Raw genomic sequence first — 16,933 nt, forward strand, 5'->3', positions numbered from 1 at the left:
CGACGACGCCCGGGCACCCCGTCCGGGTTCCACCGAACCGCTCGGCGCCGCGCCCGTTCGAAGGAGACCCACCGGCATGACCACCCACCCCGCGGCCGTCGCGCCCTGGCACTGGTCGGCGCTGGCCGACACCTGGACCCTCGAACCGGCCGTCGCCGTGCTGTCCGCCGCGCTCGCGGCCGGCTACCTGGCGGGCGCGCGCCGCCACCGCACGGGCGGGGGCGGCCGCTGGCCCTGGTACCGCACCGCGGCGTTCCTCGACGGGCTGGCGGTCTGGGTCTGGACCACCTGCTCGGGCCTGGGCGTGTACGAGCGGGTGCTGTTCACCGACCGGGCGGTGCAACTGGTGCTGCTGCTGATGCTGGTCCCGATGCTGCTGGCGCTCGGCGCGCCGGTCTCGCTGCTGGCCGCCGTACTGCCGGAGGCGGGCCGCGGGCGGCTGCGCGCCGCGCTGTCGGGCCGGGTCTCCCGGGTGCTGATGTTCCCGCTGGTGTCGACCGTGCTGCTGGTCGCGCCGCCCTGGCTGCTGTACTTCACGCCCTGGTACGCGCACACCCTGACCAGCCCGCTCTGGAACACCGGCTTCCACCTGGTGCCGGTGCTGCTGGGCCTGCTCTACTTCTGGCCCCGCCTGCAGCTGGACCCGGTCGCGCACGAGTACCCGCTGCTGATCGGCGTGGTGATCACCTTCGTCGAGGTGGTCTTCGACGCGGCCCTGGCGCTCGTCCTGCTGTACGGCGGCCACGTGGTCGCCGAGCCGTACTACGCGGGCCTGGGCCGTACCTGGGGGCCGTCCCCCGCCCGGGACCAGTTCGTCGGCGGCAACGCGATCTGGATCCTCGGCGACCTGGTCGGCCTGCCCTTCCTGTGCGCGCTGGTGCGGCAGCTGATCGTCACCGGGCGGGCCGAGACGGCGGCGGTGGACGCGGCCCTGGACGCGGCGGAGGAGGCCCGGGCGGCAGCGGGGTCGGCCGGGGTGGGCGCGCAGGCCGGGGTGGACGCACCGGCCGGGGTGGGCGCGCCCGCTGCGGACCGGCCGTGGTGGCTGGACGACCCGAACCTGCGGCACCGCTACGGCGGCTGAGCGACGCGGGTTCCCGGCGGTCCGCGCCGCGCCGCGCCGGGAACGGGGCTGCGGGCCTCCGGGTTGCACCCGACGTACGGTTGAATACCCATGGGGGTATCCGGGGGGTATCAACGAGAGAGGTTCGACGACATGGCGAACGACATCACCGCCACGCTGACCGGCGTCCCCTTCGCGGAGGCCGCCGACCGGGTCCGTGCGGCCCTGGCCGAGCAGGGCTTCGGCGTCCTGACCGAGATCGACCTGACCGCCACCCTGCGCGCCAAGCTCGGCGTCGAGCTGGAGGACTACCTGGTCCTCGGCACCTGCAACCCGTCGATCGCCCACCGCGCGCTGGAGGCGGACCGCCGGATCGGCCTGCTGCTGCCCTGCAACGTGGTGCTGCGCGCCGTCCCCGACGGCGTCCTGGTCGAGGCCGTGGACCCGCAGCTGATGGTGCGGTTCACCGGGCGCCCCGAACTCGCCGAGGTCGCCGACGAGGCGGCCGCCCGCCTGCGCGCGACCCTCGCCTCGCTGACCGGCTGACCGGCTGACCGGCTGACCGTGAGGATATAGATGGCACCGCTCGGGGGTCTGACCCGCCGACTGACTGACGCCCCGGCTGCCCTTCCCGTTCTCCCGGCTCTCCCGGATGCGGACCAGTGCCACCACCGCGCCGTTACTGACCGGGCCGGGCCTCGCCGCCCGCGTCCGGGGCGGTGCCCGGCTCAGCCGAGCAGGGCGGGGAGTTCGGCCAGCGAGCGCACCCGGGGGACGTCGGCGGGCGGGGAGGTACCGGGGGCGGGGGGTGTGCGGTCGAGCCAGATGCCGAGCAGGCCGGCGGCGGTGGCGGCGCGGGCGTCCAGGTCGAGGCGGTCGCCGACGTACGCGGTGCGTTCGGGGGCGGTGCCGAGGGCGCGGCAGGCGAGGTGGAAGATCTCGGGGGCGGGCTTGGCGCAGCCGGCCTCGCCGGAGGCGGTGGTGTGCGGGGCCAGGGCGGCGAGGCCGATGGCGTGCAGCTTGGCGCGCTGGATGCCGCCCTCGCCGTTGGTGATCACGCCGAGCCGTCGGGTCGCGCCCAACTCCCTTACCACCTGCGGCACTTCGGGGTAGGCTCGCCAGCCGTTCCGGTAGCGCCACAGGTAGCCCTCGAACCAGGCGTCGGCCCGTCCGTCGGGCCACGGCCCGAGCCCGAGGTGCGCGGCCAGGCCGGCGGCCCGGAGTCGGCGCTGCTCCTGGAGGGTCGACTCGCCCGCCTGGTAGCGGTCGTACTCGCGGCGCTCCAGGCGGTGCCAGACCTCCAGCACCTCGGCCCGGTCGTACTCCCGCCCGTCCGACTCGGCCGCGTCGTGGTCCATCAGCGTGCCGTCGAGGTCGAACAGCACCGTTTCGATCACCATCGCCCCACCCTATGCGGGGCCGTCGCGGCCTATTCGGGGGCGTCGTGCTCGATCTCCAGCAGGACGTCGAGCAGGTGACCGGGCCCGGCCAGGTGGGCGGGGTGGGCCTCGGTCCGGACGGCGACCGGGCGCCAGTGGCCGCCGGGGGCGGGAGCGAAGTCCAGCGCCCAGCGTTCGCGGCCGGTGTCGGTGCGGTGCAGGTGCAGGGTGCCCTCGGCGGTGCGGGTGAGCCACCGCCCGGTGCGCAGGCCGGACCGGTAGCGGTTCCACTGGTGGTCGGACCAGCGCAGCTCGGGGACGGGGTGGGGGCGCGGCAGGCTCATCGGGGTGAGGCCGTCGGGGGCCGGGCGCAGGGGCGGCGGGAACGCCCAGCCGGGCAGCGGTTCGCGGGCGGCCAGCCAGTGGGCGGGGATGCCCGCGGTGCCGGTGCGGGCGGCGACCACGCCGCCGGTGATCGCGGCGACCGTGTCGACGTCGCCGCCCGCGCCGATCGCGGCCCACACGGCGGCCGGGTAGTCGGTAAGCCAGTGGGCGGCGCACCACAGCGCGTACGGGACGGTGTCGGCGGCGCTGGTGCGGCTGCCGTTGCCGAGCACGGCGGCCGCCGCGTTCGGGTCCGAGCGGTCGGTGAGCCCGGCCGCCTCGGTCACGCCCCGGCGGACCGCGCCGTGCGGGGTCAGGGCGGCCACGGCCCGCAAGTACCGTGCGGGCGTGGTGGGTTCGGTGCGGGCCCGGACGGCGAGGGCGGCGGCGACGGCGACCGCGATCGCCCCGTCCACGGCCTGCGGGTGGGTGTGGGTGGTGACGGCGGTGTCGGCGGCCGGGCGGACGGCGGCGGCCGGGTCGGCGGCGTACCCGGCGCCGAGCGGGGCCACCCGCATCGCGGCGCCGTTGCCGAACGAGCCCTGGCCGTCGAAGAGTTCGGCGGCGAGGCGGCGGGCGTCGCCGCCCTCCCGGATCAGCCGCAGCATCCGGTTGGCGGCGGGGCCGTAGCCGCGGTCGAAGTCGTGCCGGCGGGCGAAGGCGTGGGTGAGGTCGAAGGTGTCGATCGCGCCGCGCTCGCGCTGCGCGGCGTGCACCGAGCAGGCCATCTCGGTGTCGTCGGTCCACGGCCACGGGCCGGGCGGTTCGGTGCGGGCGTCGAGGTGGGCGCGGGCGGTGGCGGGGACGAAGAACTGGGCGCCGAGCGCGTCGCCGACGGACAGGCCCTGGAGGGCGTCGGACGCGGGGTCGCTGGAGGAGTCGATCACACGGTCACTGGAGGAGTCGATCATACGTACCCCATCGGAACGTGCGAGCGGGTCAGGTGTCAAGTCCCGCGCCGCTCGGGCCACTCGGGCGGGTCGGGCGGGTCGCGCCGCTCGGGCCACTCGGGCCGGTCAGGCCGCTTCGGGCGGGCGACCTGCGATGATCGGGCGGTACGGCCGTCGTGCGCGAGAGGTGGTCCCCATGGTCGGTGCGGTGCTGGTCGTCGTCCTGCTGCTGGTGCTCGGCGGGTGCGGCTGCGTGGTGTGGGCCGAGCGCGGCGGCCCCGGCTGGGTGCGGGGCGTCGCCCGGGTCACCCTCGGTGCGGGCCGGGTGGTCCGCTGGGCGTACCGGAACCGGAACCGGCGGCCGGTCTCCGGGAATTCCGGCAGCACCGGCGGGGATTCCTGACGGCCGCTCAGCCGGACCGAGCGGACGGGCCGGACAGGACGGTTCGGCCGTCAGCCGGACAGGACCGTTCGGCCGTCAGTCGGACAGGCCGAGCGGGTCGGGGGCCTCGGTGAGCAGTTCCGGGCCGTCGGCGGTGGCCCGGTTGACGGCCGTCGGCACGGCCCGGACCAGCAGGTCGCCGTCGGCGGGGCGGTGCAGCAGGTCGTGCAGGTCGGCCCGGTCGGTGTTGGCCGGGTCGAGCCAGTCGTCCAGCTCCGCGCGGGGGACGAGCATCGGCATCCGGTCGTGCACCCGTCCGGCCCGGTCGGTGGCGTCGGTGGTGAGGATGGTGGTGGTGGCCAGCCAGGCCGCCGGGTCGTCCTCCGGCACGCTCGCGTCCCGCCAGAACTCGTACAGCCCGGCCATCAGCATCAGTTCGCCGGTGGAGAGGAAGTACGGCTGCTTGTACGCCTTGCGGCCGTCGGCGGCGGGCACCGGGCGCCACTCGTAGTAGCCGTCGGCGGGGATCACGCAGCGGCGCTTCGCGAAGGCCCGGCGGAAGGAGGGCTTCTGGTCGGCGGTCTCCGAGCGGGCGTTGATCAGCCGGGCCGCGGCCGACCGGTCCTTCGCCCAGGACGGCACCAGCCCCCAGCGCAGCACCCGCAGCTGGCGCACCACCTCGCCGGTGTCGGCGTCCACCCGCTCCAGGACCGCGGAGACCGGGTCGGTCGGGGCGACGTTCCAGCTCGGCGCCAGGGCCTCGGTCGGGTCCCAGCTGGTCGCGCCGAGCAGGGAGGCCAGCTCGGCGGAGGGGGTGGTGGAGACGAAACGGCCGCACATGCGTCCCACCCTGCCACCCGCCCCCGACAACCGCACCCGCCGACACCCGGCACCGGAGGGGTCAGGCGTAGAAGTTGCGCTCCCAGCGGTGTCCGGCCAGCACCTCCAGCTGCGCGCCGGTCAGCGGCACCCCGTCGCCCACCGCCGCGTTGCGCTCCACGTTGCGCACCGAGCGCATGCCCGGGATGACGGTCGACACGGCGGGCGCGCTGAGCACGAACCGCAGGGCGGTCTCGGCGAGTTCGTCGTCGGGGATGCCCAGGTCGGCGGTGAGCGCGGCGACCCGGCGGGCCACCTGGGCGGGCCGGTCGTCGCGGAAGTACCGGCGCCGGAAGTCGCCCTCCGGGAAGGTGCTGTCGGCGGTGATCCGGCCGGTCAGGCCGCCCTCGTCCAGCGCGACCCGGACGATCACCCCGACGCCGTGCTCCTCGCAGGCCGGGAACAGCTCGTCCAGCGGCGACTGGTCGAACACGTTGAAGATCACCTGGACCGCGTCCACCTCGCCGCTGCGCACCAACTCGACGGCGCTGTGCGGCTCGTGGTCGTTGACCGAGACGCCGAACAGGCCGATCAGGCCCTCCCGCTTGAGCTCCCGGACGGTCTCCAGCCAGTCGCCGCGCCCCAGCCACTCGTCGCTCCACACGTGGAACTGCACCAGGTCGAAGCGCTCCAGCCCGCTGGCGGCCAGCGAGGCCTCCAGGCTCTCCCGGATGTGCGCGCCGGGGAAGGTCTCGGCCGGGTCGACCCCGCGCCGGGCCGGCCACTGCCCGTTCAGCGGCGGCACCTTGGTCGCCACCAGCACCCGCTCGCCGTTGGCGGCCCGCTCCCGCACCACCCGGCCGACCAGCCGCTCGCTCTCCCCGTAGCCCCGGGCCGTGTCGACGAAGTTCACCCCGAGGTCGATGGCCCGGTGCAGCGCCGCCAGCGAGTCCTCCTCCCGCGCGCCCACCCAGCTGGACGCCCCGATCCCCCACGCCCCGTAGCCGACCTCCGACACCTCGACGCCGCTGCGCCCGAGCTTGCGGTACCGCATCCGTGCTCCTCCTGCTCCGAGCCGACCGTTCCGGAACGCGACCCTAGGCGGCGGGACGGACGGACGCCAGGGAGTTACCGGGCAGGCGCGTGGAGCCCGGCGAGGGCGGGGCGCCGGGCGCGGGGGGTGGCGAAGGTGATGGTGTCGGCCTGGTGGACGGGCCCGTGGAAGTGGCCGCCGCTGATCTCGTTGCGGGTCGCCTGCCGGGTCATCCCTGGGGCGGCGTGCCGTGGTAGTGGGTGTGCGTGCCGCCGGTGATCTTGCCCTGGATGGTCAGCACGCTGTTGAAGGTGCCGCCGCTGATCTCGTTGTGGATGGTGTCGCCGCCGAGCGCGGCCCGGGCGCGGCCGTGCCACTGCTCCAGTTCGGGGCCGAACTCCGGTTCCAGCACGGCCCGGACGGCCAGCACGGTGTTCAGGCGTCCGGCGAGTTCGGCGTTCTGCGGGTCCTGTTCCAGCGCCACCAGTTCGGCTTCGCCGCTGCTGACGGTGTCGGCCGCCGCGTGTCGGAAGGGACGCCGGACGAGTGCGGTCAGTCCGTTCCAGCACTGCTTGCCGGCCTCCCCGCCCGCGCCTCCGGCCAGTGCCGCCAGCAGTGCCAGCGAAATCGGGTCCATCGCCCGCCCCTTCCCCTCCGGCTGCCGCCCGGGTCGGGCGGGCTGCCAGATTACACTCCGCGGTGTGTCCCTCACCCGCGCTTCGCAAGCCCCGGCCCGCTCATGACGGCCGCCGATCCGCCGGCCGCGCTCGGCCCGTACTTCGCGGTGCGCTCCGGTCCGACCCCGCCGCCGGGCTTCCGTCCGCTGAGCGAACTGTACGCGGCGGAGGGGCCGTTGGCGGCGCGGGTCGCCGAGGTGGCGCGGGTGCTGGGGACGGACGAGCCGCGGGTGGCGGCGTCGACGGCGCACCTGGGGCTGGCGGCGCGGCTGTGGTCGGTGGCGCTGGGGACGGCGGTGCTGACCGGGCGGGTGCCGGAGCTGGGCGGGGCGTGGTTCGCGCTGCCGCCGCAGGGGCCGTTCGACCTGTGGGTGCCGTCGGGGGCCGGTCCGGCGGCCACCGCCGAGGTGCTGGAAGCAACCGTGCTGGACGGGCAGTTGGCGCCGCTGGCGGCGGCGGTGCGCACCGTCGTCCCGCTCGCGCCGGGGCTGCTGGCGGGCAACGCGGCGTCCGCGCTGGTGGGGGCGGCCCGGCAGCTGGGGTCGGTCCCGCAACTGCGGGGCGCGGCGGCGGCGCTGGCGAGGGAGTTGCTGGCCCGTCCGGCGCTGGCGGGCACGGGCACGGCGACCGCGCCCGGCGGGCCGTTGGCGTTCCGCCGGGCGTCGTGCTGCCTGTACTACCGGGTGCCCTCCGGCGGCCTGTGCGGCGACTGCGTGTTCACCCGGCCGCCGGGACGGTGATCGGCGGCGACCCGGACGGTGATCGACGGCGGGCGGGCGGCGAGGTGTCGGCCCGGACGGCTCCGTGCTCGACGGCGGGGGAGGACGGCGGGGACGACGTACGGGCCGATCGCGGCCGGGGTGAGGTCGATCAGCCGCTTGCCGAGCGGCAGCAGCCGGTCCGCGTCGTGCCGGTGGGCCCCGGCGGACCGCCCCGGAACCGCTCCGCACCGCGCGGCCGTCCCAACGGGAAGCACCGGCGCACCCGCCGGGCCGGGCACCCGAGGAGACCCATGCGCACCGCAGGCCGAGCACCCCTCCTGGCCGGATCGGCCCTCGCCCCGGTCCTCGTCCTCGCCCTGGCCCTCGCCGCGACGGCCTGCACGGCGGACCCGCCGAAGCAGCAGCCCGTCGAAGTCCGCACCGACACCGCCTCGTTGGCCAAGTGCGTCACCCTGCCGGGCCGCGCCGACAGCGTCCACTGGACGTACCGCGCGCTCGGCGCCACCGACTCCCGCGTGCCCGGCCCCACCGACCACGCCCTGGACGGCATCGCCCGCCTGGCCGACGGCGAGGCGGCCCGCCTGCACGGCAGCGGCACCTGGACGCCCGCCGACGCCTCCCACCTTCCGCCCGCCGAACTGACCGCCCTGCTCGACCACCCCGTCGGCAGCTGGCTGCGCACCGAGGCCCTGGACGACGAATCCTCCTCCAGCGAGCCGCACTTCCTGCTGGACCCCGGCACGGGCACCCTCTACTTCTGGGCGATCAACCCGCACTGCGCGGACTGACGGCGGTAAGCACCGCGAAAGCCGCGTGCCGACAGGCCCGGCACCGGGGCGACTTGGCGCCACCGGCGGCACAGACCGGCATCGCACAGGCGGCCGAACGGATCCGCCGCCTCGTGGCGGTCTGCGGCGAAACCCCCTCCGCACGGCCGCAATCGGGCCCGGCACCACGTCCGGTGTCGGGCCCCGCCCGTCTCATCGCGTGGGCAACCCCGCCCCGAGGACGGTCGGGGCCTCGGCCAGGGACGGGCCGTACCAGGTGAGGTGGCGGCCGGAGAGGAGGGCGGGCGGGAGGGTGGGGAAGGCTTCGGGGCCGTCGGTGGCGGTGAAGCGGTAGGGCTCGTCCGGGAGGAGGAGCAACTCGGCGTCCAGGGCGTGGAGTTCGGGGAGGGTGAGACGGGGGTAGCGGTCGGGGTGGTCGGCCGGGAGGAGGGTGACTCCGAGGCGGCGCAGGAGGTCGGCGGCGAAGGTGTCCTGGCCGAGGACCATCCAGGGGCGGCGCCAGATCGGGGCGATCGCGCGGACGGCGGGGGTCGGCGGCGGGAAGTCCCAGGCCCGGCGGGCGGCCGACAGCCAGGCGGGGCACGGGAGTTGCAGGGCCTCGGTGAGCAGGCGGTGCAGGGAGTGGAGGGCCTGGTCGAGGTCGCGGATCCGGGTGGTCCAGACGGGGACGCCCGCGGCGCGCAGCGCGGCCAGGTCGGGGGCCCGGTTCTCCTCCTCGTTGGCGATGACCAGGTCGGGTCGCAGGGCGCGGATCGCCTGCACCGCAGGGTTCTTGGTGCCGCCGATCCGGAGGACGTCGAGCCCGGCGGGGTGGGTGCACCAGTCGGTGGCGCCGACCAGCAGGCCGGGGGCGGTGACGGCGACGGCCTCGGTGAGGGAGGGCACCAGGGAGACCACCCGCCGCACGGCGGGCGGCAGGCGTACGGCGTTGCCCTCGTCGTCGGTCAGGTGCCGGGTCTCGTCCATGCCGCACACGCTAACAGCGGCCGACGGCCCGGGGCCGCCGACCGCTGTCGACGCGTGCTGACGGTGCGTTACTTCAGGTACGGGCCGTCGGTGCCGATCTTGCCCGGGGCGGCGTTCTTGCCGCCCAGGTCGAGGACGTAGACCCGCAGGTTGCCCTTGCCGGGGGCGGCGACGGACAGGGTGCCGTTGGTGACGGTGCGGACGTCGCCGGAGACGGCGTCCTTGTAGGTGCCGTTGGGAACGCCGGTGAAGGTGGCGGCGTCCGTGACGGTGACCAGGGCGAAGGAGTCGACGCCGCTGGTGGCGTCGGTGTAGCGGCGCTTGAAGGACATGCCGCCGCTGACGCCCTCGGTGGAGTACTGGCCCATCTGCAGGGCGGGGATCGCCCGGCGGATCTGGTTGAGCCGCTGCACCTGCTTGACCAGCGGCTGCTGGAGCGTGGTGGCGACGGCGCCGTCCGCCGAGGAGACCACCGAGAAGTCACTGGCCGTCACGTTCCCGGCGATCTTGTCGCCGTAGTAGGCGCGGCCGGTGGTGGCGAGCGGGCAGGACGGGCCGCAGTCGATCTGCTTCCCGGCCTGGAACTCGATCTCGGAGCCGTAGTACAGGGTGGGGATGCCGCGGAAGGTCCACATCAGGGCCATGTTCTCGGCCCAGGCGTCGGTGCCGCCGGTGTAGCGGACGCTGGACTTGTTGGGCCCGTAGTCGTGGCTGTCCACGTACACCACGTTGTAGGTGGCGTCGTTGGTGGAGTCGTCGGAGTCCTTGCCGTTGCCGAAGGCGTTGTGCGCGTCACCGAAGTTCATGTGCATCCGCATGTCGATGATGTTCATGCCGGAGAACTTCGAGTGGTCGGGCGCGTGGTAGGTGTTGCCGTCCAGGAAGGCGTTGGTGGACGTCGGCTGGTTGCCGGTGCCCAGCTGCTCCTCGTAGTTGTACTGGTCGAGGGCGGCCTGCACGTCGTCGGCGGTGTAGTCCTTGCGCTCCTTCCAGGTGTAGAACTGCGCGGAGTGGTTGACCGAGCCGCGGTTCCACTTGTCGTTGACGAACGCGGCGACCTCGCCGAAGACGAAGAAGTTCTGCGCCTTGGCCGGCCCCCAGTCCTGGGTGACGCGCTGCTGGATGGCGGGCAGGAAGCGCCGGTTCCAGGTGACGCGCGGGACGTGCACGGCGGTGTCGACCCGGAAGCCGTCCACGCCCATGTCGATGTACTTGTCGTACGCGCCGATCAGGTAGTTCTGCACCTCGGCGTTCTCGGTGTTGAAGTCGGCCAGGTCGTCGGCCAGCCAGCAGGAGCGGGAGTCCTCGCCCTCCCAGTTCCCGATCCAGCACTGGTGGTAGTACTTCGACGGGAACATGCCCGACGTCGGGCTGGGCCACTGGCAGTTGTAGATGGTGTAGCCCTCGGGGCTCTTGTACTGGGTCGGGTTGCCCCAGCCGACGCAGGTCTGGCCGGCGGGCTGGGTGGTCGACCACAGGTCGCCGTTGTAGTACGACTTGCCGCTCTTCGGCTCGACGGTCAGGCCGTCGTACTCGAAGCCGGGCTGCTTCTCGTCGTAGTACCAGGACCACTGGGAGTCCCGGACGCCGTACACGGTGGGCACGTACAGGCCCTTGGCGCCCCAGCGGGAGCTGTGGTTGTAGACCACGTCCTGGTAGATCTTGATGCCCTTGGCGTGGGCGGCGTTGATCAGGTCCTGGTAGGAGGCGCCGGCCGACTCCAGCCGCGGGTCGACCTTGTAGAAGTCGTAGCCGTGGTAGCCGTGGTAGTCGTAGTCGGAGCGGTTGAGGACCACCGGGGTGATCCAGACCGCCGAGAAGCCCAGGCCCTTGATGTAGTCGAGCTTCTGCACCAGGCCCTTGAAGTCGCCGCGGAACATCGGGTCGTTGTTGGCCGCGTTGCCGGACTTCACGTCCTGGTTGCCGCCCCGGTCGTTGGAGGTGTCGCCGTCGTAGAACCGGGCGGTGAGGACGAAGTAGATCGGGTCCTTGCGCGGGTCGGTGCCGATCATCTCGCCGGGCTTGGCGGCCGGCGGGGCGTCACCGGTGGTGGCGACCGCGGCGGCGGAGGCGGCGGAGACGTTCCCGGCCGCGTCCAGCGCCTTCACGGTGTAGGTGTAGACGGTGCGCGCCTCCAGGCCGCTGTCCGAGTACACGGTCGAGCCGACGTTGATCACCGAGGTGCCCTTGGTGCCGCCGCTGCGGGTGACCTGGTAACCCGTCACCCCGGTGTCGTCGGTGGACGGCTCCCAGGTCAGCACAACGGACGTGTCGGTGGCGGAGGCGTTCACCGCGGTCGGCGCGCTGGGCGCGGTGGTGTCGGGGACGACGGCCGCGCACGGGTCGGCGGCGCCCCCGGTGACCTTGCCGTTCTGCACGGTGCTGACGCCCGCCGGGACGACGTAGTTGGCGCCGTTGTTGTTGTCCCAGGTGCCGTTGCCGTTGTTGAACGTCGCCGCCATGGTGGCCGCGGAACCCAGGTCGACGGTGCGCTTGTACCAGCCGGGGCAGGCGGACTCCATGCCGATGCCGGGCACCGCCGTCCACGACCCGCCCGCCGGGGCGTAGTGCAGGTTGACGATGCTCCAGCCGACCACCGCGGTCGAGTAGAACACGGTGGCGCTCTTCCCGGCCGGGGTGCTGCTGCTCGCGGACGGCGACGGACTGGCGGAGGCACTGGCGCTGGCGCTGGGGCTGGGGCTGGGGCTGGCCGACGCGCTCGGACTCGGACTCGGCGTGGTGGTGGTGCACGGCGCGGTGCTGCCGATGACGCCGTCCTTGACCGTCACCACGCCCGTGCCGAGGGCGTAGTTCTTGCCGCCGTTGTTGTCCCAGGTGCCGGAGCCGTTGTTGAAGGTGGCGGCGAGTCCGGTCGCGGTGCCCAGGTCGACGGTCTTCTTGACCCAGTCGGTGCAGGCCGCCTCCATCGCGACCCCGGGCACGGTGGTCCAGGTGCCACCGTTGGGGGCGTAGTGCAGGTCGTAGGCCGACCAGTTGCGGGTCTTGGTGTAGTAGTAGACGGTCGTGCTCGCGCCGTTCGCGGACGGGCTCGGGCTCGAACTCGGGCTGGTGGTACCGCCGTTGTCGGTGCCGCACGGGTCGCTGTGGGCGATCACGCCGTCCTTGACCACCACGGTGCCGGTGCCGAGGGCGTAGTTCTTGCCGCCGTTGTTGTCCCAGGTGCCGGAGCCGTTGTTGAACGTCGCCTGGAGACCGGTCGCGGTGCCCAGGTCGACGGTCTTCTTGACCCAGTCGGTGCAGGCCGCCTCCATCGCGACCCCGGGCACGGTGGTCCAGCTGCCGCCGTCCGGGGCCCAGTGCAGGTCATAGGCCGACCAGTTGCGGGTCTTGGTGTAGTAGAAGACGGTGGCCGTGTTGCTGCCGCTCGCCGTGGTGTCGGTCGCCGCGCTGGCGGTGGCGCCGAGTTGGGCGGTGGACAGCAGACCGGCGGTGAGTGCCGCCGCCGCTGTCAGCACGACGGCGATGGGGCGCCGTCCGTGCCGTGCTCGTCTGGTCAAGGGGAGTGTCCCTCGGTACGGGGCCGCGGGCGGTGGGGAACTGCCTCGCGGCAGGGGGTGGGTGGGGTGATCTTGCGCAAGAACCTGCAAGAGCTTCCAGGAGGTTACTGAGGCATGACCGGCCTGTAAAGACTCCTGAACGTCACCCGTGGACGGACATTGCGCCATGAATCCGCCCCACTCGAAGAAAAAACTTTCCGCAACCACCAGGCGGGGAAAGGAAGCTGTCGCCCCCTCAGGCGGCCCGGGCGAACCCGGCCAGCACCGCCGTCCCGCCCGCCCCCGCCGTCAGCAGCGCGCAGGCCAGCAGGGCCGCCGGGGTGCCGGACGCGGCGGCGAGGGCGCCCCAGGCCGGGTTCGCCAGGGCCAGGGCCGCGCTCTGCACCAGCGTCAACAGCGCCTGGACCCGGGCCGGGTGGGACGCCGGGGCACCGGCCAGGACGACCGGGCCCAGGTGGACGGCGAAGACGCTGGAACCGGCCCCCACCAGGACGGCCGCCACGGCCGCGAGGGCCGGGGTGGGCGCGGCGGCGAGGGCGGCCGTACCGAGGGCTGCGGCGAGCAGGCCGAGCCCGGCACCGCGGGCGGGACGGCGCAGCGTGCCGCGACGAGCGGCGACCAGGGCGGCGACCAGCATGCCGAGCGCCTGCCCGGCGGCCGACAGCCCGGCCGCACCCGCCGACCACCCGCGTTCGCGCGCCAGCAGCGGACCGAGCAGCGCGACCACCGGCAGCACCCCGGCCGCCGCGACCCCGGCCAGCAGCAGGGCGGAACGCAGCACCCGGTCCCGCCGGGCCACCCGCACCCCGTCGGCCATCTCGGCGAACAGCCCGCTGCGCCCGGAGCCCCCGGCGGGACGGCCGGGCCCGGAGACCCCGGCCGGGCGGATCCGGAGCGTCACGGCCAGCACGGCGGCGAAGGTCGCCGCGTCGGCCAGTGCGGTGCCCGCCGGGCCGACCGTGGCGACCAGCAGTGCGCCCAGCGGGGCGCCGAGCAGGACGGCGCTCTGGCCCCCGGCCTGGCGCAGGGCCAGGGCACGGGGCAGTTGGGCGGGGGTGACCAGGAGCCGGGGCAGGGCGCCGGTCGCGGGGAGTTGGAAGGCGTCGACGGTGCCGATCAGCAGGGCGAAGCCGAGCAGCGTCCACGGGGTGCTGCCGACCGTCCGGTCGACGGCGGCCAGGGCGAGCACGACGGTGAGCATCGCGGCGTCCGCGAGCAGCGCGGTGCGCCGGGCGCCGTACCGGTCGGCGACGGTGCCGCCGAGCAGCAGCAGGAGGGTGCGCGGCACCGTGACGGCGGTCAGCACCAGCCCGGCGGTCGGCCCGCCGTGGCCCGCGGCGGTCCAGCCGAGGGCGGTGGCGAGGGCGGCGTCCCCGGCGGTGGAGACGCGGGTGCCGGCCAGCCACCACAGGTACGTCCGGGGCAGGGGGGCGGGGGTCTCGACGGGGGTGGCGGTGGTGGTTCCCATGGCGGCCGACGGTAGGAGTCTCGACCCGGTCGAGGGCAAGCGGGCGCTTCGGCGTGCCGCCGGGGCGGGGCGGGAGGGGGCGGAGAGACTGGCCGGATGTGCCACTACTGCGGGTGCCGCGAGATCCCGCTGATCAAGGACTTCATCCGGGAGCACGAGGCGGCCACCGACCTGACCGGCGAGATCGCCCGGCTGCTGGCGGCGGGCGACCTCGCCGCGGCGGGTGCGCTACTGCCGCCGCTGGTGGCCGAGTTGGCCGCGCACTGGCGGGGCGAGGAGGACGGGCTGTTCCGGGTGATGCGCGGGGACCCGGAGTTCGGCGCCTACATCGACGCCCTGGAGGCCGAGCACCGCGGGCTGGCGGAGCTGCTCGCCGCCACCGACCTCGCCTCGCCGACCGACCGGGCGGCGCTGCTGACGGCGTTCCGGGAGCTGCACGAGCACATCGCCAAGGAGGAGGACGGCCTGTTCCCGGCCTCACTGATCGCGCTGACCGCCGCCGACTGGAACGCCTCGATGGCGGCCTGGCAGAAGGCCCACCCGGACCGGCGGCCCGCCGGGGCCGGTTGAGGCCGAGGCCCGGCCGGCGGGCGGGCGGGCAGGCAGGCAGGCCGGAGCCGTCGCCTCAGCCGAGGTAGAAGAAGACGGTGAGCCGGGGGTACCACTCCTCGTCCCGCTGGCGGCCCCAGCTGGAGTGCTCGATCTCCAGCAGCTCGGTCAGCCGCTCCAGTTCGGGGCGCAGGCCCGGGTCGACCCGGTCGAGCACGGCGCGGTAGGCGTCCGCGGCGGGCTTGGTCCGGGAGATCGGCAGGTGGCCGAGCGCGGGGTAGGAGTCGGTGGAGTGCGGCAGGACCGGGAACTCCTTCGGCGGGTCGCCGTACAGGTAGGCGCAGGGCAGCAGTTCGGCCGGGACGCCGGCGGCGGCCAGCTGTCCGTCCAGCGCCCGGTAGACGCTCTCCGGGCTGGAGTGGGTCGCCAGCGTGAGGACGTCCGACCCGCAGGAGGAGACCAGCAGGTGCAGGGCCCGCTGGTAGGAGTTGCCCGCGTACGGGACGGTGGAGTCGGCGCGCCCGGCGACCAGGTGCTCCAGCGCGTCGGGGACGGGCAGCGGGACGTCGCGCCCGGGGTGGTGGTCCCGGGCCTTGCTCCGGGCCTCGTCCAGGCAGGCGCGCTGGAAGTCCGTCAGGTCGTCGCCCGCGCCGAAGAGGGCGAGCACCTCTGCCCAGTCCCCCGTCGAGTGCTCGATGCTCGTGCTCATGGACGGAATCCTGCCACCCGGCTCCGACCGCACCCGAACCGACCCCGGGCGGGGCCGGGCCGGTGTCACTCCAGCGGGTCGCGGACCACCCCGGGCAGGTGCAGTACCGCCTGCAGGGCGATGTACAACTCGGCGGAGTCCAGGCGCCGTTCGAAGGAGCGGCCGGAGAGCTGCTCGATCCGGCGCAGCCGGTAGCGGATGGTGTTGGGGTGGCAGTACAGCAGTTTGGCGGCCTTGTCGGCGGAGCCGTCGACGGCGAACCAGGTGGACAGCGTGGTGAGCAGCTGTTCGCGCTGGCCGTCGGGGAGTTCCATGACGGGGCCGAGCACCTGGTTGCCGATCCGGGAGGCGGTGGAGGGGGCGGAGGCCACCAGCATCGGTAGCGGGTTGGCGTCGAACAGGGTGACCGTCTCGTCGGGGCGGGCGGAGCTGGCCAGGGCGACCTGGGCGAGGTGCAGGGCCTGCGGGGTCTGGTCGAGGCGGGTGTAGCAGGGGCTGACGCCGGCCCGGCGGACGGTCTGGCTGCGCAGGGTGTCGACCAGCAGGTCGATCGCGGCGGCGGCCCGCATCGAGACGATGCCGATGTGGGCGTCGGGGGTGAGCCGCCAGGCGGAGCCCATGTCGTGCTCGCGCAGGGTGGGTTCGATGTCCGGCAGGGCCTGCCGGGCGAGGCCGGGGGCGTGCGCGACGACGACGGCGAAGGTGCCGTCGTACGGGAGGGTGAGCATGTCGGCGGCCTCCAGGACGGAGCCGGGGTTGCCCATGCCGCCGCGCAGCACCACGTCGACCAGGGCGGAGCGCTCCTGGTCGCGGCGGACCATCAGCAGGGCGGCGGTCTCGCTGAAGGAGTTCATCATGGCGGTGGTCGACTCCTCGTTGAACCGCCAGACGTCGGTGGCCATCTGCACCAACTCCGCCTCGGTGGCCAGGCCGTGGCGCAGGGACTCGGCGGCCATGGTCTCCCACAGGTGGGCGAAGCCGATCCGGAACGCGGACTGCACGGTGGCGAGCGGGACGCCCTGTTCGGCGCGCAGCCGTCCGGTGCGGCGGGGGGCCTCCAGGCAGAGGCCGTCCTCGTGGGCGAGCCGGCGCAGGGTGAACTCGATGTTGCTGCGGACGGATTCGGCGAGGTCCCCGGCGGGCAGCGGTCCGGCGCTGCGGTAGACGGCCATGGTGTCGCGGATCCGGCGGACCGTCTCCTCGGTGAGCCCGGCGAGCCGGTCCAGCAGGTGGCCGGCCAGGCGCGCGGCGGAGTCGACCGGCGCCGCGGGGAGTCGGGTGCCCATGGGGGCGAGCCTAGTGCGGCCCGCGCGGCGCGTCCGGGCGGCTCGGGGGCGCGGGGCGGGACGGGCGCGCCGCGGGGTGCTCGGGACGGGCGGCGGCCGCACGGGCGTTCCACGGGTGAGGCCCGGCCCGGGTGTTGACGGTGCGTCGGGCCGTTGGAGGGATCGTTTTGTCGCGGCCCACAGCCGGGGGCGGGGCGGCGCTGTTCGTTCGGACAGCGTTGGTGTCCCGTGGGCCCGCGGGTGCGCCGGGCGGCCCTAGTCTCCTGCTCAGACCAGCCCGGACCCGCCGGGCCGGACCGA

The 16,933-nt window shown here is 74.6% G+C and carries 17 protein-coding genes and 1 pseudogene; 6 read left to right on the forward strand and 12 right to left on the reverse strand.

The annotated features are described in order from the left end of the window. Positions 1-76: 76 nt before the first annotated feature. Together HUT16_RS04930 and HUT16_RS04935 are read left to right on the forward strand one after the other, a co-directional pair. Positions 77-1,084: a cytochrome c oxidase assembly protein gene (locus HUT16_RS04930; RefSeq protein ID WP_176185808.1), complete on the forward strand. Its 1,008-nt coding sequence runs from the start codon at positions 77-79 to the stop codon at positions 1,082-1,084. Between the two features lie 132 nt (positions 1,085-1,216). Continuing rightward, positions 1,217-1,609: a DUF302 domain-containing protein gene (locus HUT16_RS04935; RefSeq protein ID WP_176185810.1), complete on the forward strand. Its 393-nt coding sequence runs from the start codon at positions 1,217-1,219 to the stop codon at positions 1,607-1,609. A 182-nt stretch (positions 1,610-1,791) separates the two neighbouring features. Here HUT16_RS04935 and HUT16_RS04940 read toward each other — a convergent pair whose 3' ends face one another. Then, positions 1,792-2,463, reverse strand: a complete 672-nt coding sequence (locus HUT16_RS04940) for an HAD family hydrolase (protein ID WP_254897643.1) — start codon at positions 2,461-2,463, stop codon at positions 1,792-1,794. A gap of 29 nt (positions 2,464-2,492) precedes the next feature. Then, positions 2,493-3,737 (reverse strand): ADP-ribosylglycohydrolase family protein, encoded by a 1,245-nt coding sequence (locus tag HUT16_RS04945; protein WP_176185812.1) that lies wholly within the window; start codon positions 3,735-3,737, stop codon positions 2,493-2,495. 175 nt (positions 3,738-3,912) lie between these two features. Between HUT16_RS04945 and HUT16_RS04950 the strand changes: the two genes are divergently transcribed. Then, on the forward strand, positions 3,913-4,119 hold the full coding sequence (locus HUT16_RS04950) for a hypothetical protein (RefSeq protein ID WP_176185814.1): 207 nt from the start codon (positions 3,913-3,915) through the stop codon (positions 4,117-4,119). Between the two features lie 75 nt (positions 4,120-4,194). Here the strand turns inward: HUT16_RS04950 and HUT16_RS04955 are convergent, their stop codons facing one another. From HUT16_RS04955 to HUT16_RS04970, 4 genes are all read right to left on the reverse strand, one after another. After that, positions 4,195-4,938, reverse strand: a complete 744-nt coding sequence (locus HUT16_RS04955; RefSeq protein WP_176185816.1) for an SOS response-associated peptidase — start codon at positions 4,936-4,938, stop codon at positions 4,195-4,197. A gap of 61 nt (positions 4,939-4,999) precedes the next feature. Further along, a complete protein-coding gene (locus HUT16_RS04960; protein ID WP_176185818.1) occupies positions 5,000-5,971 on the reverse strand; it encodes an aldo/keto reductase in 972 nt (323 codons plus the stop codon). 74 nt (positions 5,972-6,045) lie between these two features. After that, complete coding sequence (locus tag HUT16_RS04965) at positions 6,046-6,183, reverse strand: hypothetical protein (protein WP_176185820.1); 138 nt, start codon at positions 6,181-6,183, stop codon at positions 6,046-6,048. Further along, on the reverse strand, positions 6,180-6,587 hold the full coding sequence (locus tag HUT16_RS04970; RefSeq protein ID WP_176185822.1) for a hypothetical protein: 408 nt from the start codon (positions 6,585-6,587) through the stop codon (positions 6,180-6,182). Before HUT16_RS04970 ends, HUT16_RS04965 begins: the two co-directional genes overlap by 4 nt. A gap of 102 nt (positions 6,588-6,689) precedes the next feature. Here HUT16_RS04970 and HUT16_RS04975 point away from each other — a divergent pair, with 102 nt between their 5' ends. Further along, positions 6,690-7,367: a (2Fe-2S)-binding protein gene (locus tag HUT16_RS04975; protein WP_176185824.1), complete on the forward strand. Its 678-nt coding sequence runs from the start codon at positions 6,690-6,692 to the stop codon at positions 7,365-7,367. A gap of 83 nt (positions 7,368-7,450) precedes the next feature. Here HUT16_RS04975 and HUT16_RS37825 read toward each other — a convergent pair. Continuing rightward, positions 7,451-7,555: pseudogene (locus HUT16_RS37825) on the reverse strand (acetaldehyde dehydrogenase); the annotation flags it as partial. An 84-nt stretch (positions 7,556-7,639) separates the two neighbouring features. Here HUT16_RS37825 and HUT16_RS04980 point away from each other — a divergent pair. Beyond that, positions 7,640-8,137, forward strand: coding sequence for a hypothetical protein (locus HUT16_RS04980; protein WP_176185826.1), 498 nt, complete (start codon positions 7,640-7,642; stop codon positions 8,135-8,137). Between the two features lie 192 nt (positions 8,138-8,329). Here the strand turns inward: HUT16_RS04980 and HUT16_RS04985 are convergent, their stop codons facing one another. The 3 genes from HUT16_RS04985 to HUT16_RS04995 form a co-directional block, all read right to left on the reverse strand. Continuing rightward, a complete protein-coding gene (locus HUT16_RS04985; protein ID WP_176185828.1) occupies positions 8,330-9,103 on the reverse strand; it encodes a helical backbone metal receptor in 774 nt (257 codons plus the stop codon). A gap of 68 nt (positions 9,104-9,171) precedes the next feature. Further along, complete coding sequence (locus HUT16_RS04990; protein ID WP_176185830.1) at positions 9,172-12,621, reverse strand: carbohydrate binding domain-containing protein; 3,450 nt, start codon at positions 12,619-12,621, stop codon at positions 9,172-9,174. 235 nt (positions 12,622-12,856) lie between these two features. Then, on the reverse strand, positions 12,857-14,089 hold the full coding sequence (locus tag HUT16_RS04995; protein ID WP_176185832.1) for an MFS transporter: 1,233 nt from the start codon (positions 14,087-14,089) through the stop codon (positions 12,857-12,859). A 96-nt stretch (positions 14,090-14,185) separates the two neighbouring features. On the opposite strand from HUT16_RS04995, the gene HUT16_RS05000 reads away from it, so the two are divergent. Then, on the forward strand, positions 14,186-14,659 hold the full coding sequence (locus HUT16_RS05000; RefSeq protein ID WP_176185834.1) for a hemerythrin domain-containing protein: 474 nt from the start codon (positions 14,186-14,188) through the stop codon (positions 14,657-14,659). A 55-nt stretch (positions 14,660-14,714) separates the two neighbouring features. On the opposite strand, the gene HUT16_RS05005 is transcribed toward HUT16_RS05000, so the two are convergent. Beyond that, on the reverse strand, positions 14,715-15,347 hold the full coding sequence (locus HUT16_RS05005; RefSeq protein WP_176185836.1) for a hypothetical protein: 633 nt from the start codon (positions 15,345-15,347) through the stop codon (positions 14,715-14,717). 65 nt (positions 15,348-15,412) lie between these two features. After that, positions 15,413-16,633: a CdaR family transcriptional regulator gene (locus HUT16_RS05010; RefSeq protein ID WP_176185838.1), complete on the reverse strand. Its 1,221-nt coding sequence runs from the start codon at positions 16,631-16,633 to the stop codon at positions 15,413-15,415. Positions 16,634-16,933 lie beyond the last annotated feature (300 nt).

This window comes from Kitasatospora sp. NA04385 (assembly GCF_013364235.1).
In the GTDB taxonomy this organism is placed as follows: Bacteria; Actinomycetota; Actinomycetes; order Streptomycetales; family Streptomycetaceae; genus Kitasatospora.